Origin of the sequence: Martelella mediterranea, from assembly GCF_021021415.1 — a bacterium.
GTDB classification, from domain to species: domain Bacteria; phylum Pseudomonadota; class Alphaproteobacteria; order Rhizobiales; family Rhizobiaceae; genus Martelella; species Martelella mediterranea_C.
The window spans coordinates 47,583-67,926 of record NZ_JAINWJ010000017.1 but is presented as its reverse complement, the minus strand read 5'-3'; the positions used below and the strand labels follow the sequence as shown (position 1 = coordinate 67,926).

The following is a 20,344-nucleotide window of genomic DNA, read 5'->3' as shown; positions in this document are numbered from 1 at the left end:
GGGAGCTATTGTCCACTCAATTATGCGCTGGCCGGCCTCAGCCGTCGAAGGGAATACCCGCCTTCGAACCGGTTTGGAGCGCGCCCATGCAATCCACGCCCTCGGCGTCGCAGACCTTGATATCGTTCAAAAGCAGGCCGCCGAGGGCGTCACAGCTTTCGCCGGGCAGTTCGAACTGGCGCACGCGCTTCTTTCCGGCCGGAAGGGTCAGGAAGTCGAGCATGGTCAGCCGGTCGACGACGCCTTCACTGTCGAAAAGCGCGACCTCGGCCTGAAGGCTTTCGATCGTCTCGGGCAGATCGTTTTCCACCAGGAATGTCAGCTTGCAGCCATTGTCGGTGGTCTCGAGCGTGTTCAGCGAAATCGAAAGCCCCGTCGGTTCGCTCGCCGGCGCTTCACTGGCCGCTTCCTGCGCCAGCACGGGCTGCGACAGGGCGAAAACGAGGGCGGTTGCGCAAATCGATAATCTCATCGTCAGGAATCTCCGGAATTTGAAAAGGCCCTCAGGGGCACATCGCGATCGGCCACAATCCTATCCCTCAACAGGCAAAACGTCTATTGCGTGGATAGACAAAGATGATTAATAGAGTCAACTTATAAAACATGATTTTCAGAATCAAGTATATACGGACGCAGGCAGCTTACCAATGAATCACGACAAGGAACCAGCAAAGACCGGCACGAAAGCCGGAGCGCGCGGCTTGCCGGTTCTGGAAAGCGAGACGCTCTTTCAGGGGCAAAACGAGATCGTCATCCGCCATCAGGGCGCCGAGTACCGCATGAAGATCACCCGCCAAGGCAAACTCATTCTGAACAAGTAGGCATGAAAGACATGACTGAGACGACTCCAGAACAGATTCGCGAATTCCGCAGCCAGAACCCGAAAATGCGCGAGCGCGATATTGCAGCCCGACTCAATATCAGCGAGGCGGCGCTGGTGGCGGCCGAAGTCGGTCTGACCGCGACCCGGATCGCGCCGGAGCCGTCCCACCTTCTCGACCACGCCGAAAGCTTCGGGGAAATCATGGCGCTGTCGCGCAATGAAAGCGCGGTTCACGAGAAAATCGGCGTCTTCGAGAATATCAAAAACGGCAAGAAAGCCGCGATCGTGCTCGGCGAGAACATCGATCTGCGAATTTTCCCGAGCCGCTGGGCCCACGCCTTCGCGGTGACCAAGACGGATGACAACGGCGCGGAGAAGCTCAGCCTGCAATATTTCGACATGACCGGCACGGCGGTGTTCAAGCTGCACCTGCGCCCCGCCTCCGATGTCGAGGCCTATCGCGATTTCGTCGAAAAATACCGGCTGGAAGACCAGAGCCAGACCGTCCTGACCGAGGCCTTCGCGCCCCATGACGCCGATCATGCCCGCGATGCCAATGCCGTCGATGTCGAGCTTCTGCGCGACCGCTGGACGGCGCTCACCGATACCCATCAGTTCTTCGGCATGCTGAACGATCTGAAGGTCCACCGCCAGACCGCGATCGCGACCGTGGGCGACGACTATGCCTACCGCCTCGCCGATGACGCCGTCGCGACCATGTTCCATGCGGCGGCCGAGACGCCGGACCTGCCACTGATGGTGTTCGTCGCCAATAACGGCATCGTGCAGATCCATTCCGGCCCGGTGTCCAATGTCGTCGAGATGGGACCGTGGATCAACGTGATGGACCCGACCTTCCACCTGCATCTGCGCCGCGACCAGATCGCCGAGACCTGGCTGGTGCGCAAGCCCACCAGCGACGGTCATGTCACATCGATCGAGGCTTTCAACGCCAACGGCGAACTGATCATCCAGTTCTTCGGCAAGCGTCTGGAAGGCTATGCCGAGCGTCCCGTCTGGCGCGCGCTTGCCGAGAGCCTGCCGCGCCACGCGGAAACGGCAGCAGCGTGAGGATACCGATGACCGGACATTTTCTGACCCGCCCGCTCGCCGCCCTCCTGCTTCTCGCCGGCGCAACATCCGCCGGCGCAACGGAGCCGCTTGCCGACCCCTCGCGCCTCGTCACCATTGGCGGCTCGATAACGGAGATCGTCTATGCGCTCGGCGCCGGCGACCAGATCGTCGGCCGCGACACCACCAGCACCTATCCGCCCGAGACCGCGGTCAAGCCCGATATCGGCTATATGCGGCAATTGTCGCCGGAAGGCGTGCTGTCGATCGACCCCAGCGCCATCATCACCATCGAGGGCGCTGGACCACCGGAAACGATGGATGTGCTGAAACAGGCCGAGGTCGAAATGGCGGTGGTGCCGGAGGACTACAGCCGCGACGGTATCCTCGCAAAGGTCGAGATGGTGGGCGCGCTGATCGGCAAAGAGGCCGAGGCGGAAGCGCTGGCGGCCGATATCAAGCAAAGGCTCGATCCGCTTCTGGCGGCAAACGAGGCCCGGCCCGAAGAAGAGCGCAAGAGCGCGCTGTTCATCCTCAGCCTCAATGGCGGCAAGGTCATGGCATCCGGCACCGGCACGGCCGCCAACGGCATGATCGAGGCGGCCGGCCTGGACAACGCCGTCGGCGATTTTCCGGGCTACAAGGCGTTGTCGGACGAGGCAATCATCGACGCCGCGCCGGATGTCATCATCCTGATGGACGAGAGCGCCGGCAGCCGCGCGCCAACCACTGACGACATTGCCGCCAACCCGGCCCTGTCGCTGACGCCGGCCGGCGAGGCGATGGCGATCTACCGGATCGATCCGGTCGGCATGCTGAATTTCGGCCCGCGCTTTGCCGAAAACCTCGCGGCGCTGACAACCGAGATCTACGGAGACTGAGCGGTAATGACGGTGATCGAAGCCTTGTCGGGCGCGCGCTGGCGCGATAGCGGAGACCGCTCCGATCTCGCCGTGGTCATGATCGCGGCGCTCGTCGTCGCCTCCGGGCTGGCGATCCTGATCTCGGTCGCCAATGGGGCCTCGGACGCCTCGCTCTTCGATGTCGCGCGCGCCATCGTCACGGGCGACAGCGCGGCGCTTGCGGCGCGCGACCGGATCATCATCTTCGATATCCGGCTGCCGCGCTCGATCATGGGCTTTCTGGTGGGCGCATCGCTTGCCGTCTGCGGCGCGGCGATGCAGGGCCTGTTCCGCAATCCGCTGGCAGACCCCGGCCTTGTCGGGGTTTCGGCGGGCGCAGGGCTTGGCGCGGTGATCATGATCGTGCTCGGCGGCACCATCGCCGCACCCGTCTATGGCCTGCTCGGCTTCTACGCCCTGCCCGCCGCTGCCTTTCTCGGCGGGCTCGTCACCACGCTTCTGCTCTACCGGATTTCCACCAGCCACGGCCAGACCTCGGTCGCCACCATGCTGCTTGCCGGCATCGCACTGTCGGCGCTGGCGGGCGCGGCCACCGGTTTTCTGGTCTACCTCGCCAACGACCAGCAATTGCGCGACCTCACCTTCTGGTCGATGGGCTCGCTTGCCGGCGCGACATGGACCAAGCTTGCGGCGATCAGCCCGATCATGCTGGCGGCCTTCGCCGTGCTTCCGTTCATGGCCAAGGGGCTGAACGCGATCACGCTCGGCGAGGCCACGGCCTATCATATCGGCATCCCGGTTCAGCGGCTGAAGAATATCACCATCATCGCCGTGGCCGCCGCCACTGGCGCGGGCGTCGCGGTCTCGGGCGGGATCGGCTTTGTCGGCATTGTCGTGCCGCATCTGCTGCGGCTCGTCATCGGCCCGGACCACCGTTATCTGCTGCCGGCCTCGGCGCTGCTGGGCGGCGCGCTGCTGGTGCTCGCCGATCTGTTCGCCCGCACGGTCGTAGCGCCCGCGGAACTGCCGATCGGCATCATCACGGCGATCGCCGGCGGGCCGTTCTTCCTGTGGATCCTTCTCAAAAACCGCTCGCGGCTCAATTTGTAATCATGATCGAAATCCGGAATATGAGCGTCACGCTTTCAGGCCGCGCGGTTTTGAAGGACGTCGCGCTGCAAGCCGTCCCCGGCGCGCTCACCGCAATCTGCGGTCCGAACGGCTGCGGAAAGACGACGACGATGAAGGCGATTGCCGGCGACCTTGCGCCCGATCACGGCGTGGTCGAAATCAATGGCGAGGCGGTGGCCGGGCTTCCGCCCTGGCGGCTGGCGCAGATGCGGGGCGTGTTGCCGCAATCCTCCAATCTCGCCTTCCCCTTCACCGTCGCAGAGGTGTTGCGCATGGGGCTTTCGGGCCGCGCCCACCGCGCCGACGACCGCGCGACCATGACGAAGGCGCTCAGCGCCGTCGACCTCCACGGCTTCGAGGGTCGCTTCTATCAGGAACTTTCGGGCGGCGAACAGCAGCGCGTCCAGCTTGCCCGTGTGCTGTGCCAGATCGAAGCGCCGGTCGCCCATGGCAAGCCGCGCTGGCTGCTTCTGGACGAGCCGGTGGCCAGCCTCGATATCCTGCACCAGCTTGCGATCATGCGGCTGGCGCGCGATTTCTGCCGCGCCGGCGGCGGCGTGATCGCGATCATGCACGACCTCAACCTGACGGCGCTGTTTGCCGATCACGTGGTGCTGATGCGCGAGGGACAGGTGATCGCGGCGGGCAGCCCGAAGGACACCATCACCGACGACAATCTCCACGCCGTTTTCGCCACAAGGCTTTCCGTCAGCCAGAAGCCGAAGGACGACACGCCGTTCGTGCTGCCGCATTCGGCAGCACAATAGGAATACAATCCTTGCAAAATTGGGGACTATGCGGAGAGGCTGGCCGATCACGGAAATAACTCAGGCGCGATACCGGTAGAAATGCATGCGCGTGTCACCGAATTCGCGGGTCTCCAGCGGCTGGTAATCCTCCGAAACCACTGGCGACACATCCGCGCGTTCCTCGAGGATCGCGAGCGCCCCGGGCTTCAGCCAGCCGCCATCATGGGCGGCGGCCATCGCCTTTTCGCCGAGCCCCTTGCCATAGGGCGGGTCGGCGAACAGGAAATCATAGGGCTCGATGCGGTTGGCGGGGCCGAGCCGGGTCGCATCGCGGCGCATGATCCGGGTCCGCCCAGCAAGACCGAGCGTCTCGATATTGGACCATAACAGCCCCCTGCCCTCGACGCTGTTTTCGACGAACAAAACCGCCTTGACCCCGCGCGACAGCGCCTCAAGCCCCATCGCGCCGGTGCCCGCGAAAAGGTCGATCATCCGCGCGCCGTCAAGCGCCTCCGGATAGGCATGGCTCAGGATGTTGAAAAGGCTCTCGCGGGTGCGGTCGGTCGTCGGCCTGATGTCGGAGGACTTCGGCGTGGCGAGCGCGCGCCCGCGAAACTCACCGCCGACGATCCGCATTGCCCTTCGACCCCCTGCCCGGACCGCCCTCACGTGAACCGCCGGAGCGCGGCCTGTCGCCGCCCGGACGCTTGCCGCCTTCGGGGCGTCCGCCGCGCTTCTCGCCGGAAGGTCGTTCGCCGCGTGGCGCTGCGCCTTCCCGCTTCGGCCCGTCGAAACGCTTGCCGCCTTCCGGCCGGCCCTCGCCGCGCGGCCGCTTGGGACCGTCGGAACGGCGCGTCTCGCCGGCACCTTCAGCACCGGCCTCACGCGATCCCCTGTTCGCCGGCTTGCCTGCCGGCTTGGCGAACGGTTTGCCCCGGCCACCGGCCGGTCCGCGCGCGCGCGGCGCATCGCCATCGGCGGCGCTTGCGCGGCGACCATCACGCCGCGCGTCACGGCGGGCATCTTCCTTGGCCTTGTCCTCGGCCTTCTTCTTGGCCTTGGGGCCAAGCGGACGGGCGCCCGGCGCCATCCAGACATTGGCGGCGCGGTTGCGGGTCACGATATCCTTGAACGGCTTCTCGTCATCGCCCTTGCGCTTGGTGTCGAGCCGGTCGCGGCCGCGTTCGGCGCGCTCGCCGCGATCGAGCTTGTCGGGGCGGCGCTTGCCCGGCTCCGCCCGCTTGCCGGGCTCCGGCTTCCAGTTACCACCGGATTTCGGGGCCTCGCTCTCCGCCTGCCTGTCATTGTAGATCGGCGCGTCGAAATTGGCGCCAGCCTCCTCGATCAGACGCGGGCCGAGCTGGTCGCGCAGCGTGCGGCCGCGCACTTCCATCACAGCACCCTCGGCAATCTCGCCGAGCTGGAACGGCCCGTAGGAGATGCGGATCAGGCGACCGACCTCAAGCCCGAGCGCGCCGAGCACGTTCTTGATCTCGCGGTTCTTGCCCTCGCGAAGCCCCATGGTGATCCACACATTGGAGCCCTGCACCCGGTCGAGCGTGGCATCGATCGCGCCGTAGAGCACGCCGTCGACGGCAATGCCGTCCTTCAGCTTGTCGAGATCGGCCTGTTCGATCTTGCCATGGGCGCGCACGCGGTAACGGCGCAGCCAGCCAGTGGCCGGCAGTTCCAGCACACGCGCCAGCCCGCCATCATTGGTGAGCAGCAGCAGACCCTCGGTATTGATGTCCAGACGCCCGATCGAGATCACCCGCGGCAGTTCGCCCGGCAGGTTGTCGAACACGGTCGGGCGGCCCTCGGGGTCGGAATTGGTGGTCACGAGGCCGGCGGGCTTGTGGTAGATCCACAGCCTGGTGCGCTCGATGCCCCGGATTTCCTCGCCATCGACCTCGATCTTGTCTTCGAGCGTGACATTGTGGGCGGGGGTGTCCAGCAGCTTGCCGTTGACCTTCACCCTTCCGTCGAGGATCATCCGCTCGGCATCGCGCCTGGAAGCAACGCCGGCGCGCGCGAGGATCTTGGATATCCGCTCGCCCTGCTTTTCCTCGCCGGCAGCGGCGGGCGCATCAGCCTTGCGCGGCGGCTTGCCGCCGGCAGGTTTGTTGCCGCGTTTGGGAAACTTGTCTTTTTCGGTCATTGTGCTTTGCCTGTTTATCCCGATCCTCTATCAGGTCGGGTCAAAGCCGTTAAGAGGAAAGTTCTGATAATGCCTGTCGGCAGTGATTTCATGGCATTGGCGCTCACCGAGGCCGAAGCGGCGGCCGCGCGCGGCGAGGTGCCGATCGGCGCGGTTGTGGTGCTCGACGGCAAGGTCATCGCCAGCGCCGGCAACCGCACCCGCGAGATGGCGGACCCCACCGCCCACGCGGAAGTGCTGGCACTGCGCGAAGCCTGCCGAAAAACCGGCTCCGAACGGCTGCCGGGCGCGCATCTCTACGTCACGCTGGAGCCCTGCGCCATGTGCGCGGCGGCGATTTCCTTTGCCAGGGTCGAGCGGCTTTACTATGGCGCGGCCGATCCCAAGGGCGGCGGCGTGGATCATGGCGGCCGGTTCTACGACCAGCCGACCTGCCACCACCGACCGGATGTCTATTCCGGTTTCTCCGAGAGCCGTTCCGCGGAACTCTTGCGCTCGTTCTTCAGCGAAAAGCGCTCAGACTGAACCGTCGGCGACCTTGCGCAGGGTTTCGCCTTCCAGCCGGTAGCGGATCCATTCGTCCTGCGGCTTGCCGCCAATGCCGTCATAAACGCGGATCGCGCCCTCGTTCCAGTCAAGCACGCTCCATTCCATCCGGCCGCAGTTCCTGGCAACGCCGATCTCCGCGACCGCCTTCATCAGTGCCCGGCCGAGGCCCGCGCCGCGATGCTCCGGCGTCACATAGAGGTCTTCCAGATAGATGCCGTTGCGGCCCTGCCACGTGGAGAAGCTGAAATAATAGACCGCGAACCCCACCGGTTCGCCCTCTGTCTCGGCAATCAGGGCACCGGTGACCGAGCCCTTGCCGAAGATCGCCTCGGCAAGCCCGTCCGCGCTGGTCTCGACCTGATCGAGCGCCTTCTCGAATTCGGCAAGTTCGCACACAAAACGAAAGATGGCGCCGGCGTCGCTTCGCGTCGCCGGCCGGATGGCGTAGCTCATACTATCCTCGAAATTCAGACTATTGCTGACCGGCGTTCTTCGACGATTCCAGGAAGTCGTCGGTCGCGCCGCTGTTGCAGTTGAAGAACAGGAAGCACTTGTCCGGATCCTTGCCCTCGGCGAGCTTCTTGCGACGGCGCTCCTTGGTGCGCTCCGATTCGCCGAGATCATTCATCGCCGCCGGGTCGCTCGGCATCCGGTATTCCGGCGGCGGATCGATGAGATAGCGACGCTGGGTGATATCGATCGTGGTCGCTTCCTTCTTCGCCTTCCGGAACGCATCGAGCTGTTCCTTCTCGCTCATCTGGCTCGGATTCTCCGAGGCCAGAAGCGGCGAGCGATAGAACGGATTGTCCTTGTTTTCTTCCGCTTCCTCATAGAGGCGATCGCGCTGCTCTTCCGGCGATTCGACCCAGTTGGGATTATCGGCAGCGGCAAGCGATTTCTGCGGCGGGGCAAGCGCGGCCATGTTCGTGCCCTTGGTCGGCTTCACGAGGTCAGGGCGCGGCTGGTAATCGATGTCGGGCTGATCCGGATTGATCACCAGCACGGCCTCGCCGAGGTCCTCGACAAGCTGGCTGGTCGCGGTCTTGCCGGTGCCATAGGTCGGCGCGCCAAGGCAGGCGGAAAGCGATGCCACGCCCGCAAGGGCAATTGCGATCTTCATCGAACGGATAACGAATGTCATGCGCTGTCTACCAAACCTCCGCGCCGGGGCGCTTCTTGTTATTCAGGTCATCAGCCACACTGTGGCGATGAATCCGGCGAAACCGCGACATTCCTAACGCAGAACCGCCGTTTTCGCAATTCGGCTTATAAACCGGTGGAAAAAGCCGGGAAAGTCCCGGCCTTCGCCTCAACCGGCGAGCGCCGCAAGCTCCCTGAGCGCCGCAGCGTCGCGCGCCGAAACATCCGGATAGTCCGGATCGGAGCCGACATCCTCGGTCACGCGCCAGGAGCGGGCGCATTTTTTGCCGGTTGCCAGCGCCGGGACCACGGCCACATCAGCCACCTCACGCAGGCGGAAGGCGTCGTCCGGGCCCTTGCCGGCCTCGATGGTGATCGCCGAGGTGATGCAGATTTCCTCGAAATCGCGGCCATCGAGCGCTGCTAGCAGCGCCGCGTCGTCAACATAGACGATCGGTGCTGCTTCAAGCGAGGAACCGATGCGCTTTTCGCGGCGCTCGATTTCCAGCGCCCCGGTAACCACGGTGCGCACCGCGCGGATCTTCTCCCACCTGGCCGCAAGCCCATCGTCCTTCCATTCTGCCGGAACATCGGGGAACTGTTCCAGATGCACCGAGACCGCGTTCGGATTGCGCGACAGCCAGGCCTCGTCCATCGTGAACGGCAGCATGGGGGCAAGCCAGGTGACGAGGCAGTCGAACAGCTTGCGGATCACGTGGAGTGCTGCACGGCGGCGCAAGCTCGACGGCGCGTCGCAGTAAAGCGCATCCTTGCGGACGTCGAAATAAAAGGCCGACAGCTCGATATTGGCGAAATCGTTCAACGCGCGGGCGATGCGCTTGAAATCGAAATCATCATAGCCCTTGCGCACCAGCGCATCGAGCTCGGCAAGCCGGTGCAGCATCAGCCGCTCCAGTTCCGGCATGTCGGCAAGCGGGATCTCCTCGCCCTCATCATGGGCGAGCGTGCCGAGCATCCAGCGCAGCGTATTGCGTAGCTTGCGGTAGCTGTCGATATTGGTCTTGATAACGTTGGCGCCAAGCCGCTGGTCTTCCCAGTAGTCGGTCGTCATGACCCAAAGGCGCAGGATATCGGCGCCGGACTTCTTCATGACATCCTGCGGGAACACCTGATTGCCGAGCGACTTCGACTGCTTGCGGCCCTGCTCGTCCATCGTGAACCCGTGGGTGACGACGGTGTTGTAGGGCGCGCGGCCACGGGTGGCGCAGCCTTCCAGCAGCGAGGAATGGAACCAGCCGCGATGCTGGTCGGAGCCTTCGAGATAGACATCGGCCGGCCATTTCAGGTCCGGGCGGTCCTCCAGCGTGAAGGTGTGGGTGGAGCCACTGTCGAACCAGACATCGAGAATGTCGGTGACCATGTCCCACTCTTCATTGGCCCTGTCGCCCAGGAAACGCTCGCGCGCGCCTTCGGCAAACCAGGCATCTGCGCCTTCCGCCTCGAAGGCTTCGAGGATGCGGGCGTTGACGGCGTCATCGACCAGCACATTGCCGGCCTTGTCGGCGAACACGCAGATCGGCACGCCCCAGGCGCGCTGACGCGACAGCACCCAGTCCGGACGGTTTTCGATCATGCCGCGCAGCCGGTTCTTGCCGCCGGCGGGCACGAACCGGGTGTTGTCGATGGCCTTGAGGGCACGGGTGCGCAGCGTGTCGCCCCCCTCACCCTGACCCTCTCCCCCCTGGGGAGAGGGGACTGAGAGGCCGCCGCTTGCCGCAGCCTCGCCCTTCTCCCCTGAGGGGAGAAGGTGGCCCGAAGGGCCGGATGAGGGGTTGCCGAGGTCCTTGTCCATATAGACGAACCATTGCGGCGTGTTGCGGAAGATCACCGGCTTCTTCGAGCGCCAGGAATGCGGATAGTCGTGCTTGATCCGGCCGCGGGCAAACAGCATGTCGGCGGCGATCAGGGCCTTGATGACGCGGTCGTTTGCATCGCCCTTCTTGCCGTTGTCATCCATGACGCGGGCCGCCCCGCCTTCGGCGGATGGACCGAAGCCCGGCGCTTCGTCGGTGTAGAAACCGTCATCGCCGACCGTGAACGGGATTTTCGCGGAGATGCCGCGCGCCTCAAGCTCACGGGCCTTTTCCATCCAAGCGTCAAAGTCCTCGCGGCCGTGGCCGGGCGCGGTGTGGACGAAACCGGTACCGGCATCATCGGTGACGTGATCGCCATCGAGCAGCGGGACCTTGAAGTCGTAGCCGAGACCCAAGAGCGGGTGGGCGCAGGTGATTGCGGCAAGGTCTTCACCGGCAACGTCGCGGACAAGCTTCAGTTCTACCTTGGCTTTGGCGGCACATTCTTCGGCGAGGTTCTTCGCAAAGAGAAGCTTTTCACCAGGCTGCGGACCGAAGTCGTTCGTCGCCTCGGTGACCTCATAGAAACCATATTCGAGGCGCGAGGAGAACGAGATGCCGCGATTGCCGGGGATGGTCCACGGGGTCGTGGTCCAGATGACGACAAGGGCGTCGCTGAGGTCGGCAGGCCCTTCAACGATCGGAAACTTCACCCAAACCGTATCCGACTGAACCTCGTGATACTCCACCTCGGCCTCGGCCAGCGCGGTGCGCTCGACCACCGACCACATCACCGGCTTCGATCCGCGATAGAGCTGGCCGGATTTGGCGATCTTCAGGAGTTCGCCGGCGATCCGGGCCTCGGCGTGGAAGGCCATGGTGGTGTAGGGGTTCTCGAAATCGCCCTCGATGCCGAGGCGCTGGAATTCCTTTGTCTGGACATCGATCCAGCCCTGCGCGAACTCGCGGCACTGGCGGCGGAATTCGTTGATCTCGACCTCGTCCTTGTTCTGGCCCTTGGCGCGATAGGCTTCCTCGATCTTCCATTCGATCGGCAGGCCGTGGCAGTCCCAGCCGGGAACGTAATTGCTGTCATAGCCGCGCATCTGGAACGAGCGGGTGATGACGTCCTTCAGGATCTTGTTCAGCGCGTGGCCGATATGGATGTTGCCATTGGCATAGGGCGGGCCGTCGTGCAGCACGAATTTCTCGCGGCCCTTGGCGTCCTCGCGCAGCTTCTTGTAGAGGCCGATCTCCTGCCAGCGGGCAACCGTTTCCGGCTCCTTCTCGGGCAGGCCGGCACGCATCGGGAAATCGGTCTGCGGCAGATAGAGGGTCTTGGAATAATCGATGGTGTCTTTTGTATCGCTCATGGGTTCGCGGCCTTCTGGCGGCGCGTATCGCGCGCATTTATAGGAGAATTTGAGACGGTCGGGGCGCTTGAAGCGCCGAAATCCCGGACCTTCCGGCGCTCAAACCTCAAGCAGCGCGGAAAGCCGGGCCAATAATTCGTATGGTGCGAAACCGGTACCCAGTCATCATGCGCCGTCTTTACTGATTTTTCGCGGGGATGAAAAGAGCCATGCGCGAGAAACTGGCTGCGGCAAGATTTGAAGAGCGTGAGCCGGGCTTCGAACCCGTCCGCCAATGCCGGCAGTCCTCCCTATCCCCTCTCCCGGTGTCACCCTCGGGCTTGACCCGAGGGTCCAGGCAACGTTCTCCGTGTGGCCTGGATGCTCGGGTCAAGCCCGAGCATGACTCAGAAAGGGAGAAGCAGCCGTCAGCGATCAATCCTGCACCGCGATCATCAAAACGCAATCTTCGCGTCGAGTTCCGAAAACGGCTTCACGCCGGAGAGCAGCGCCCGCGCCTGATCGGAATCGCGATGCATTTGGGCGACGAGCGCTTCGAGACCGTCGAACTTGAGTTCGTCGCGCAGCCGGCCGAACAGCGAGACCGCGCCCTCCTCGCCATAGAGATCGCCCTTGAAGTCGAAAATATAGGTTTCCAGCAGCGGGCGACCGTCCTCCACCACCGTCGGGCGGCGGCCGAAGCTTGCGACGCCGTCATGCAGCGTGCCGCAGGGGCGGCGGTAGCGCACGGCATAGATGCCGGGGCGCAGCTTGGCGTCGGGATCGAAGGCCATGTTGGCGGTCGGGAAGCCCAGCGTGCGGCCGAGCTTCTCGCCGTGGATCACCTCGCCGGTTACCGTATAGCGATAGCCGAGCAGGCCGGACGCCTGGACCACCTCGCCCCGCGTCAGAAGATCGCGGATGCGGCTTGAGGAGACGACATCGGCGCCCTCGTCGCGAAAGGCATCCATCAGCGTGACGCCGAAGCCGTGGCGCTTGCCGGCGGCCATAAGATAGGCCGGGCCGCCCTCGCGGTTGCGGCCGAAATGGAAATCGAAGCCGGTCACCACCTCGCTGGCGGCAAGCCAGTCGATCAGCACCGTGGTGACGAATTCTTCCGGCGAGCGCTGGGAAAAGGTGCGATCGAATGGATATTCGATGACGGCATGATAGCCCATCGCCTCCAGCAGCCGCGCCTTCATCGGCGCCGGCGTCAGCCGGAACACCGGGTTTTGCGGATTGAACACCGAGCGCGGATGCGGCTCGAAGGTCAGCACCAGCGCCGGCACGCCGCGCTCCTCGGCAATGGCAAGCGCGCGATTGAGCACGCTTTGATGGCCGCGATGGACGCCATCGAAATTGCCGATCGCAACCACCCCGCCCTTCAGCGTTTCAGGCAGCGGCTCACGAAATTCATTGCGATGGAATACGGTCATGCTTTGCGTCCGGCGCGTGTTCAGGCGAGTTTTGTCATCCAGTATTTCGGATGCGCGCCGTGTTGCGTCAAGAACCGATCGAGCGACGCTTCGTCAACTTTACCGTTCACGGCGTAATCGGCCTCATGGATGCCTTCGGCCACGAACAGCAGATCGAGACCGTAATCGATCGCGCCGCGCACATCCGTCGGCATGCCGTCGCCGATGGCGAGCACGCGGGCGGGATCGACAGCGCTTCTGAGCTCCGCAGCCTTTGCCAGCGCCGCATCATAGATCGGCTTGTGGGGCTTGCCGGCGATGCGGGTCTTGCCGCCGAGTTCGCTGTAAAGCGCCGCGAGCGCGCCGGCGCAGGGCACGAGCCGGTTGCCGCGCGAGACCACGAGATCGGGATTGGCGCAGATCAGCGGCAGGTCGCGCGCGGCAAAACGCGTCAGCAGGTCGCGGTAGTCTTCCGGCGTTTCGGTTTCATCATCCTTGAAGCCGCTGCACAGAATGCCCTCGGCGTCGGCCTCGCCGACATTCTCGACCCCGGTATCCCCGTAAAGGTCGGCGTCGCGCTCCGGCCCCAGATAATAGAGCTTGCGCGGGCCTTCGGCGACCAGCGTCCGGGTGACATCGCCGGAGGTCACGATGGCATCGAAGCTTTCATCCGTCACGCCGAGCGCGGCAAGCTGCTCCTTGACCGACGGTCCAAGCCGCGGCGAATTGGTCAGCAGGATCACCGTCTTGCCGGCGCGTCGCGCCTCGGAAAGCGCCGCTTTCGGGGTATCGAAGGAAGCCACGCCATTGTGAAGAACGCCCCAGACATCGCAGAGCATGACATCGTAATCGGCATGAAGCGCACGGAGAGCGTCGATCGGTTTCGGCATGGATTTTCCTTGATACTTGGAAGGCGCGGACAAATGGTCACAACAGCGTGCCGATGGCAAGCCCCGTAAGCGCCGCGCCGGCAAGAAGCGGCAAAATGCCGACCCTGAATTTGATGAGCGCGACAATCCCCGCGACGCTGATGGCAAGCGAGGCCAGATCGAGGCTTGCACCGTCCGGCCATATCAGGCTCGCGCGAAGAAGCGGCGGCAGCGAAAACAGCGCGATCCGGTCCACCGAACTGAACAGGACATTGAGCGCGAACCAGAGCGAGAGATTGGCAATCACGCCGACGATCGCCGCGCCGATGCCGGCCAGCGCGCCGGAAAGCGCGGCGTTGCGGCGCAGGTCCTCGACATAGGGCGCGCCGGCGAAGATGAACAGGAAGCTCGGCACGAAGATCGCCCAGGCGGTCAGAACCGCGCCGATGATGCCGGAGACAAGCGGCGCGGCGAAGACCGGCGCGGCATGGGCCGCCAGAAAACCGACGAAGCACAGCACCAGCACCAGCGGCCCCGGCGTCGTCTCGGCAAGGGCCAGCCCGTCCATCATCTCGGCCGGCGTCAGCCAGTGATAGGTGGCCACCGCCTCCTGCGCCACATAGGTCAGCACCGCATAGGCACCGCCGAAGGAAAACAGCGCGATCTTGACGAAGAAGCCGAAAATATCGGCCAGCGTGTGGAATTCGCCGAACGGGACCAGCACGATGAGCGGCAGCAGCCAGATCGCCGTCCACAGCAGCAAGGTCGCCGCGGTGGAGACGCCGCGCCTGCGCCAATCCCGCTTCACCGGGATATCGGGCGCAGCCGCCACCGGCCGGCGCATGAACACATAGCCGACGAGCCCGGCCGCCAGCACCACGACCGGAAAGGCCACGCCGAAGACGAACAGCGCCAGAAAGGCCGCGAGCGCGAGCGCCACCGACACCGGCCCTTTGAGCGAGCGCCCCGCCATGCGCCACAACGCCTGCACGACGATGGCGAGCACCGCCGCCTTCAGCCCCATGAAGATTGCTTCCAGCCAGGCGGCATCGCCGAGTGTCGCATAGAGCGCCGCGAGCGCGACAATCAGAACGAAGCCCGGCAGCACGAACAACAGGCCCGCGGCAATGCCGCCCCGCACGCCATGGAGCATCCAGCCGACATAGGTCGCCAGTTGCTGGGCCTCGGGACCGGGCAGCAGCATGCAGTAGTTGAGGGCGTGAAGGTATCGGTCGGGCGGAAGCCAGCGCTTCTCGTCAACGATGATCCTGTGCATCAGCGCGATCTGGCCGGCCGGCCCGCCGAAGGACAACAGCCCGATGCGCGCGAATACGCTGACAAGCTCGCTGAAGTCCGGCTTTTTATCCTCTGTCGCAGCGACCGTCACAATGTCCTCGCAATCCGGGTGGAAATGATTCCGCGTTGATATCAAGGGCCGGGGTTACGATCACGGCATAAAACCTGTATGAAGCCGGCAATAGACGGCCTGAAAAAGTTCCGACGGCGATCAAAAAAACTTGAAGCCGTTTCTTGACACCGCTTCCTCCCCTTCTTAAATCACCGCTATTAGCACTCTCTAGTGAGGAGTGCTAACACTGATCCATGCGACCGCGAAAACGGTCGCGAATGTCATTCGATCGAGGGTATAGACAATGGCAAGCATTTCTTTCCGCCCCCTGCACGACCGCGTCGTTGTACGCCGCGTGGAGTCTGAAGAAAAGACCAAGGGTGGCATCATCATCCCCGACACCGCCAAGGAAAAGCCGCAGGAAGGCGAAATCGTCGCTGTCGGCAACGGCGCCCGTGACGACAGCGGCAATGTTGTCGCGCTCGACGTCAAGGTTGGCGACCGCGTTCTGTTCGGCAAGTGGTCGGGCACCGAAGTCAAGCTCGACGGCGAAGACCTTCTGATCATGAAGGAAGCCGACATCATGGGCATCGTCGCTTAATCAAGCGCCTTCCCACGATCCACCTTTCCAACCAGCCGGGCATCCGCCCATAAGGTTTTGATAAACCAGGAGTTTTCAAATGGCTGCTAAAGAAATCAAATTCGGCCGCTCTGCGCGCGAAAAGATGATGCACGGCGTTGACGTGCTCGCTGACGCCGTCAAGGTCACGCTTGGCCCCAAGGGTCGCAACGTTGTTATCGAAAAGTCCTTCGGCGCTCCGCGCATCACCAAGGACGGTGTTTCGGTCGCCAAGGAAATCGAACTGGAAGACAAGTTCGAGAACATGGGCGCCCAGATGGTCCGCGAAGTTGCTTCGAAGACCAACGACATTGCCGGTGACGGCACCACCACGGCAACCGTTCTCGCTTCCTCGATCATCCGCGAAGGCAACAAGGCCGTTGCCGCCGGCATGAACCCGATGGACCTGAAGCGTGGTATCGACCTCGCCGTCGCCGAAGTCGTCAAGGATCTCCAGGCCAAGGCCAAGAAGATCAACACGTCGGAAGAAGTTGCCCAGGTCGGCACCATTTCCGCCAATGGCGAAAAGCAGATCGGCGAAGACATTGCCGCCGCCATGCAGAAGGTCGGCAATGAAGGCGTGATCACGGTTGAAGAAGCCAAGACCGCCGAAACCGAACTCGAAGTCGTCGAAGGCATGCAGTTCGACCGCGGCTACCTGTCGCCCTATTTCGTGACCAACTCCGAGAAGATGGTTGCCGAGCTGGAAGACTGCTACATCCTGCTGCACGAAAAGAAGCTCTCCAACCTTCAGGCTCTGTTGCCGGTTCTGGAAGCTGTCGTTCAGTCCAACAAGCCGCTCCTCATCATTGCTGAAGACGTTGAAGGCGAAGCGCTTGCGACCCTCGTCGTCAACAAGCTGCGTGGCGGTCTCAAGATCGCTGCCGTCAAGGCGCCCGGCTTCGGCGATCGCCGCAAGGCCATGCTCGAAGACCTCGCCATCCTGACGGGCGGCACGGTCATCTCCGAAGATCTCGGCATCAAGCTCGAAAATGTTACCCTCGACATGCTCGGCACTGCCAAGAAGGTCTCGATCACCAAGGAAAACACCACGGTTGTCGACGGTGCCGGCCAGAAGTCCGACATCGAAGCCCGCGTTGCCCAGATCAAGGCCCAGATCGAGGAAACCACCTCCGACTACGACCGCGAAAAGCTGCAGGAACGTCTTGCCAAGCTCGCCGGCGGCGTTGCCGTGATCCGCGTTGGCGGCTCCACGGAAGTCGAAGTGAAGGAAAAGAAGGACCGCATCGACGACGCTCTGAACGCGACCCGCGCGGCCGTTCAGGAAGGCATCGTGCCCGGCGGTGGCGTAGCCCTGCTGCGCTCCTCCACGAAGATCGCCTCCAAGGGCGAGAACGACGACCAGGAAGCCGGCATCAACATCGTTCGCCGTGCGCTCCAGTCGCTGGTTCGCCAGATCGCGACCAACGCGGGTGACGAAGCTTCGATCGTTGTCGGCAAGATCCTCGACAAGAACGACGACAACTTCGGCTACAACGCCCAGACCGGCGAATATGGCGACATGATCGCCATGGGTATCGTCGACCCGGTCAAGGTTGTCCGCACCGCTCTGCAGAACGCTGCTTCGGTTGCCTCGCTTCTGATCACGACGGAAGCCATGGTTGCCGACCTTCCGAAGAAGGAAGGCGCCGGCGGCGGCATGCCCGACATGGGCGGCATGGGCGGAATGGGTGGCATGGGCGGCATGATGTAATCAGGCGATAAGCCTGACTGCAGAATAGCACGCCCATCACCTAAAGTGGTTCAGCGCGGCAAGCGCGCTGAACTGGCGGCATGATGTAATCAGGCGATACGCCTGATTACGGAATGACGTCCGGTCCCATCCGGAATCAGAAAGGCGGCGCTTCGGCGTCGCCTTTTTTGTGCTTCATCCGCAACACGTCCGGGCCATTGTGGCGATTTGGCGCAGGAGACGCTTCATCTAGGCGAGCAGGATGGTATTGCCTTTAATCGACTCCGCTCGCTCAGATGAAAGACCCCGATGAAGCTCCTCCCCTGCACAGCTCTTGCCGCCCTCTTTGCCGCTTCCGCTGCCGGTGCCGCGGATATCTCCATGCCCGCCGCCGCACCGCCGCCGCCAATGGTCGTTGACTGGTCGGGCTTCTATTTCGGCGCTGAAGGCGGTTATGGCTGGCTGGCCGGGGAAATACCGGAAACCGTCTTTACCGCCGGCAAGACCGAGGCGGCCTCCGGCGGTACGGCGGGCGTTTTCGTCGGTTACGACCATCAGTTCGACAACCGCATGGTGATCGGCATCGAAGGCGCCTACAGCTATAACTGGAACGACAACGACTACGTCGTGTCTTCCCCGCTCCCGATCCTGAACGGCCAGAGCGTGACCTTCGGCACGGAGTGGCGCGCAAGCGTCGAAGGACGGCTCGGCTATGCCTGGGGCAAGGCGCTCGTCTATGCGACAGGCGGCTACGCCGCGACCCGGCTCGAGGGCAGCTTTTCGCTCACCGGTCAGAACTACGATGATGTGTTGAACGGCTGGACCGCCGGCCTCGGCGTCGACTACGCCTTCAGCGACAATGTCTTTGGCCGCCTGAAAGTGCGCTACAGCGACTACGGCAACACCGATCTCGTCACCAAGGCAACCGGCCTGCCGGGACTGTCCGACACCAGGCTGACCCAGGCCAGCATCACCGCCGGCATCGGTTTCAAGTTCTGATTGCGTAGAACACAAAAAAGGGCGGTGATCCGCCCTCCGTTTGCTGACAAAGCCAGCAGTCTCAGAGTTCTTGATACTCGCTCCCCCACAGGTGTCATGCTCGGGCTTGACCCGAGCATCCATACTGCGGATCCGGTGCTCAGAGTGGTACCGTTAATTCTGTGCCGTTCCGCCTGGATCCTCGGGTCAAGCCCGAGGATGACGCAAGATAGGCACCACGGCCCGCCAACAAATTGAAGGTTGACGGGCCGGCCTTCTTCGCGAGAGCACGAATTCGGCTTTAAGCCGCCTCTGCGCTGGCGTTGACGGATTTTTCGGCCAGTTTCGACAGTTCCAGATCGGCCTTGGATTCCTGCTCGAAGGTTTCCTCGAGAAGCTTGACCACATCCTTCTTGCCAAGCTGGCGGGCCCAGGCGAGCAGCGTGCCGTAGCGGGCCATTTCATAGTGTTCGACTGCCTGGGCGGACGAGATCAGGCCGGCGTCCAGCGCGGGCGCGCCCTTGAACTCCTCGATGATTTCCTCGCCCTCGGCGATGATGCCCTGGATCGCCTCGCAGGTCTTGCCGCGCGCCGGCTTGCCAAGGATTTCGAAAACCTGCTGCAGGCGTTCCACCTGGCCCTCGGTTTCCTCCTTGTGGTTGCGGAAGGCCTCCGCCAGGTCTTCGGAACTCGCCGCGCGGGCCATTTTCGGCAGCGCCTTCAGGATCTGGCGTTCGGCGAAATAGATGTCTTTCAGCGTATCAAGAAACAGGTCGTCGAGCGTTTTCTGCTTGGTCATGGATTTCTCCTCGGTTGGCATCCGTGTTTGGGATGTCCATGAAACGTGCCGTTTGCCAAAGCGGTTCCATGCCGAATGCAGAAGCACAAATATAAAGGGCGCAGCCTTCGCCGCGCCCGAAATCATAAGCCATCAGACCGAAGCTCAGCCGGCGGCAGGCACCGTGAAACCCTTCACGCTGGCCGGACGGTCGGAGCAGCGTTCGACCCAAGCCGAAACGGCCGGAAAATCCGCAAGCTTCAGCGCATCCTGCGCTTCATAATGGACGGACAGGCCACGCACCCAGGGGAAGATCGCGATGTCGGCGATGCTGTAATCGGAAGGTTCTTCACCCATGATGAACTTGCGATCGCGCAGCCGCCCTTCCAACACGCCGAGAAGCCTGCGTGTTTCATTGGTGTAGCGCTGCACCGGATAGGGGTTGTTGGCCACCTTATCGGCGGCAAACTTGTAGAAGTGGCCGAACTGGCCGAACATCGGGCCGACGCCGCCCATCTGGAACATTACCCACTGGATCACCTCATAGCGGCCAACCGGATCGTTGGGCATCAGACGTCCAGCCTTTTCGGCGAGGTAGAGCAGGATCGCGCCCGATTCGAACAGACCGATCGGCTTTCCTTCCGGCCCTTCGGGATCGATGATCGCGGGAATCTTGTTATTGGGATTGAGCGACAGAAATTCCGGCGTCATCTGGTCGTCCCGATCGAACGCCACCCGATGGGCCTCATAGGGCAATTCCATCTCTTCCAGCGCGATCGAGACCTTCACGCCGTTGGGCGTCGGCAGGGAATAGAGCTGGATAACATCCGGGTTCTCGGCCGGCCAGCGTTGCGTAATGGGAAATTCCGACAGGCGAGACATGGACGCTCCTGCAATATGCTTGATTGAAAGTAATGGCGAGATGTGAAGTGGATTGTCATTTCGCAAGACCTCTCGTGTCATTTTTATGGCAAAAACGTGCTCTCTCGCCAAA

20 protein-coding genes are annotated in these 20,344 nt (G+C 63.1%); 9 read left to right on the top strand and 11 right to left on the bottom strand.

The genetic code is table 11. From position 1 onward, the window contains the following. Positions 1-37: 37 nt before the first annotated feature. A complete protein-coding gene (locus K7H91_RS12885; protein WP_230720678.1) occupies positions 38-472 on the bottom strand; it encodes a hypothetical protein in 435 nt (144 codons plus the stop codon). Between the two features lie 175 nt (positions 473-647). Here K7H91_RS12885 and hemP point away from each other — a divergent pair, with 175 nt between their 5' ends. The 5 genes from hemP to K7H91_RS12860 are packed head-to-tail and all read left to right on the top strand — an operon-like array spanning position 648 to position 4,655. Then, complete coding sequence (hemP, locus tag K7H91_RS12880; RefSeq protein WP_230720677.1) at positions 648-821, top strand: hemin uptake protein HemP; 174 nt, start codon at positions 648-650, stop codon at positions 819-821. A gap of 2 nt (positions 822-823) precedes the next feature. After that, on the top strand, positions 824-1,894 hold the full coding sequence (locus tag K7H91_RS12875; RefSeq protein ID WP_230720676.1) for a hemin-degrading factor: 1,071 nt from the start codon (positions 824-826) through the stop codon (positions 1,892-1,894). An 8-nt stretch (positions 1,895-1,902) separates the two neighbouring features. Then, complete coding sequence (locus tag K7H91_RS12870; protein WP_230720675.1) at positions 1,903-2,775, top strand: heme/hemin ABC transporter substrate-binding protein; 873 nt, start codon at positions 1,903-1,905, stop codon at positions 2,773-2,775. A gap of 6 nt (positions 2,776-2,781) precedes the next feature. After that, positions 2,782-3,867, top strand: coding sequence for a FecCD family ABC transporter permease (locus K7H91_RS12865; RefSeq protein WP_230720674.1), 1,086 nt, complete (start codon positions 2,782-2,784; stop codon positions 3,865-3,867). 2 nt (positions 3,868-3,869) lie between these two features. Beyond that, on the top strand, positions 3,870-4,655 hold the full coding sequence (locus tag K7H91_RS12860; RefSeq protein WP_230720673.1) for a heme ABC transporter ATP-binding protein: 786 nt from the start codon (positions 3,870-3,872) through the stop codon (positions 4,653-4,655). A gap of 60 nt (positions 4,656-4,715) precedes the next feature. Here the strand turns inward: K7H91_RS12860 and rsmD are convergent, their stop codons facing one another. Beyond that, complete coding sequence (gene rsmD, locus K7H91_RS12855) at positions 4,716-5,273, bottom strand: 16S rRNA (guanine(966)-N(2))-methyltransferase RsmD (protein WP_230720672.1); 558 nt, start codon at positions 5,271-5,273, stop codon at positions 4,716-4,718. Then, the gene (locus K7H91_RS12850; protein ID WP_230720671.1) at positions 5,254-6,795 is read right to left on the bottom strand and encodes a pseudouridine synthase; all 1,542 of its coding nucleotides are present in this window, start codon (positions 6,793-6,795) and stop codon (positions 5,254-5,256) included. The genes rsmD and K7H91_RS12850 overlap by 20 nt, the downstream gene beginning before the upstream one ends. A 69-nt stretch (positions 6,796-6,864) precedes the next feature. Between K7H91_RS12850 and K7H91_RS12845 the strand changes: the two genes are divergently transcribed. After that, positions 6,865-7,320 carry a nucleoside deaminase gene (locus K7H91_RS12845; RefSeq protein WP_230720670.1) on the top strand — a complete coding sequence of 152 codons (456 nt, stop codon included), beginning with the start codon at positions 6,865-6,867 and terminating at the stop codon, positions 7,318-7,320. Here the strand turns inward: K7H91_RS12845 and K7H91_RS12840 are convergent. From K7H91_RS12840 to chrA, 6 genes are all read right to left on the bottom strand, one after another. Next, positions 7,312-7,797 (bottom strand): GNAT family N-acetyltransferase, encoded by a 486-nt coding sequence (locus K7H91_RS12840; RefSeq protein ID WP_230720669.1) that lies wholly within the window; start codon positions 7,795-7,797, stop codon positions 7,312-7,314. The genes K7H91_RS12845 and K7H91_RS12840 overlap by 9 nt on opposite strands. 19 nt (positions 7,798-7,816) lie before the next feature. After that, the gene (locus K7H91_RS12835; protein ID WP_230720668.1) at positions 7,817-8,485 is read right to left on the bottom strand and encodes a hypothetical protein; all 669 of its coding nucleotides are present in this window, start codon (positions 8,483-8,485) and stop codon (positions 7,817-7,819) included. 168 nt (positions 8,486-8,653) lie between these two features. Then, positions 8,654-11,671 carry an isoleucine--tRNA ligase gene (ileS, locus tag K7H91_RS12830; protein WP_230720667.1) on the bottom strand — a complete coding sequence of 1,006 codons (3,018 nt, stop codon included), beginning with the start codon at positions 11,669-11,671 and terminating at the stop codon, positions 8,654-8,656. A gap of 434 nt (positions 11,672-12,105) precedes the next feature. Further along, positions 12,106-13,086 carry a bifunctional riboflavin kinase/FAD synthetase gene (locus K7H91_RS12825; RefSeq protein WP_230720666.1) on the bottom strand — a complete coding sequence of 327 codons (981 nt, stop codon included), beginning with the start codon at positions 13,084-13,086 and terminating at the stop codon, positions 12,106-12,108. Positions 13,087-13,106: 20 nt separating this feature from the next. Continuing rightward, complete coding sequence (locus tag K7H91_RS12820; RefSeq protein WP_230720665.1) at positions 13,107-13,955, bottom strand: TIGR01459 family HAD-type hydrolase; 849 nt, start codon at positions 13,953-13,955, stop codon at positions 13,107-13,109. A gap of 37 nt (positions 13,956-13,992) precedes the next feature. Next, entirely contained in the window at positions 13,993-15,324 is a 1,332-nt protein-coding gene (gene chrA, locus K7H91_RS12815; RefSeq protein ID WP_419197482.1) for a chromate efflux transporter, read from the bottom strand. Positions 15,325-15,586: 262 nt separating this feature from the next. On the opposite strand from chrA, the gene groES reads away from it, so the two are divergent. The 3 genes from groES (at position 15,587) to K7H91_RS12800 (ending at position 18,593) form a co-directional block, all read left to right on the top strand. Then, positions 15,587-15,883 (top strand): co-chaperone GroES, encoded by a 297-nt coding sequence (gene groES / locus K7H91_RS12810; RefSeq protein WP_018065505.1) that lies wholly within the window; start codon positions 15,587-15,589, stop codon positions 15,881-15,883. 79 nt (positions 15,884-15,962) lie between these two features. Next, complete coding sequence (gene groL / locus K7H91_RS12805; protein WP_230720663.1) at positions 15,963-17,615, top strand: chaperonin GroEL; 1,653 nt, start codon at positions 15,963-15,965, stop codon at positions 17,613-17,615. A 288-nt stretch (positions 17,616-17,903) separates the two neighbouring features. Continuing rightward, positions 17,904-18,593 carry an outer membrane protein gene (locus K7H91_RS12800; protein WP_269066203.1) on the top strand — a complete coding sequence of 230 codons (690 nt, stop codon included), beginning with the start codon at positions 17,904-17,906 and terminating at the stop codon, positions 18,591-18,593. Between the two features lie 280 nt (positions 18,594-18,873). Here the strand turns inward: K7H91_RS12800 and K7H91_RS12795 are convergent, their stop codons facing one another. Both K7H91_RS12795 and K7H91_RS12790 read right to left on the bottom strand, forming a co-directional pair. Beyond that, on the bottom strand, positions 18,874-19,371 hold the full coding sequence (locus K7H91_RS12795) for a ferritin-like domain-containing protein (RefSeq protein ID WP_018065509.1): 498 nt from the start codon (positions 19,369-19,371) through the stop codon (positions 18,874-18,876). A gap of 144 nt (positions 19,372-19,515) precedes the next feature. Further along, positions 19,516-20,232, bottom strand: coding sequence for a glutathione binding-like protein (locus tag K7H91_RS12790; RefSeq protein ID WP_230720661.1), 717 nt, complete (start codon positions 20,230-20,232; stop codon positions 19,516-19,518). Between the last annotated feature and the right edge of the window lie 112 nt (positions 20,233-20,344).

Coding starts and splice junctions, on each gene's coding strand:
- K7H91_RS12885 (WP_230720678.1), bottom strand. CDS start 472: ATGAGATTATCGATTTGCGCAACCGCCCTCGTTTTCGCCCTGTCGCAG.
- hemP (WP_230720677.1), top strand. CDS start 648: ATGAATCACGACAAGGAACCAGCAAAGACCGGCACGAAAGCCGGAGCG.
- K7H91_RS12875 (WP_230720676.1), top strand. CDS start 824: ATGAAAGACATGACTGAGACGACTCCAGAACAGATTCGCGAATTCCGC.
- K7H91_RS12870 (WP_230720675.1), top strand. CDS start 1,903: ATGACCGGACATTTTCTGACCCGCCCGCTCGCCGCCCTCCTGCTTCTC.
- K7H91_RS12865 (WP_230720674.1), top strand. CDS start 2,782: ATGACGGTGATCGAAGCCTTGTCGGGCGCGCGCTGGCGCGATAGCGGA.
- K7H91_RS12860 (WP_230720673.1), top strand. CDS start 3,870: ATGATCGAAATCCGGAATATGAGCGTCACGCTTTCAGGCCGCGCGGTT.
- rsmD (WP_230720672.1), bottom strand. CDS start 5,273: ATGCGGATCGTCGGCGGTGAGTTTCGCGGGCGCGCGCTCGCCACGCCG.
- K7H91_RS12850 (WP_230720671.1), bottom strand. CDS start 6,795: ATGACCGAAAAAGACAAGTTTCCCAAACGCGGCAACAAACCTGCCGGC.
- K7H91_RS12845 (WP_230720670.1), top strand. CDS start 6,865: ATGCCTGTCGGCAGTGATTTCATGGCATTGGCGCTCACCGAGGCCGAA.
- K7H91_RS12840 (WP_230720669.1), bottom strand. CDS start 7,797: ATGAGCTACGCCATCCGGCCGGCGACGCGAAGCGACGCCGGCGCCATC.
- K7H91_RS12835 (WP_230720668.1), bottom strand. CDS start 8,485: ATGACATTCGTTATCCGTTCGATGAAGATCGCAATTGCCCTTGCGGGC.
- ileS (WP_230720667.1), bottom strand. CDS start 11,671: ATGAGCGATACAAAAGACACCATCGATTATTCCAAGACCCTCTATCTG.
- K7H91_RS12825 (WP_230720666.1), bottom strand. CDS start 13,086: ATGACCGTATTCCATCGCAATGAATTTCGTGAGCCGCTGCCTGAAACG.
- K7H91_RS12820 (WP_230720665.1), bottom strand. CDS start 13,955: ATGCCGAAACCGATCGACGCTCTCCGTGCGCTTCATGCCGATTACGAT.
- groES (WP_018065505.1), top strand. CDS start 15,587: ATGGCAAGCATTTCTTTCCGCCCCCTGCACGACCGCGTCGTTGTACGC.
- groL (WP_230720663.1), top strand. CDS start 15,963: ATGGCTGCTAAAGAAATCAAATTCGGCCGCTCTGCGCGCGAAAAGATG.
- K7H91_RS12800 (WP_269066203.1), top strand. CDS start 17,904: ATGAAGCTCCTCCCCTGCACAGCTCTTGCCGCCCTCTTTGCCGCTTCC.
- K7H91_RS12795 (WP_018065509.1), bottom strand. CDS start 19,371: ATGACCAAGCAGAAAACGCTCGACGACCTGTTTCTTGATACGCTGAAA.
- K7H91_RS12790 (WP_230720661.1), bottom strand. CDS start 20,232: ATGTCTCGCCTGTCGGAATTTCCCATTACGCAACGCTGGCCGGCCGAG.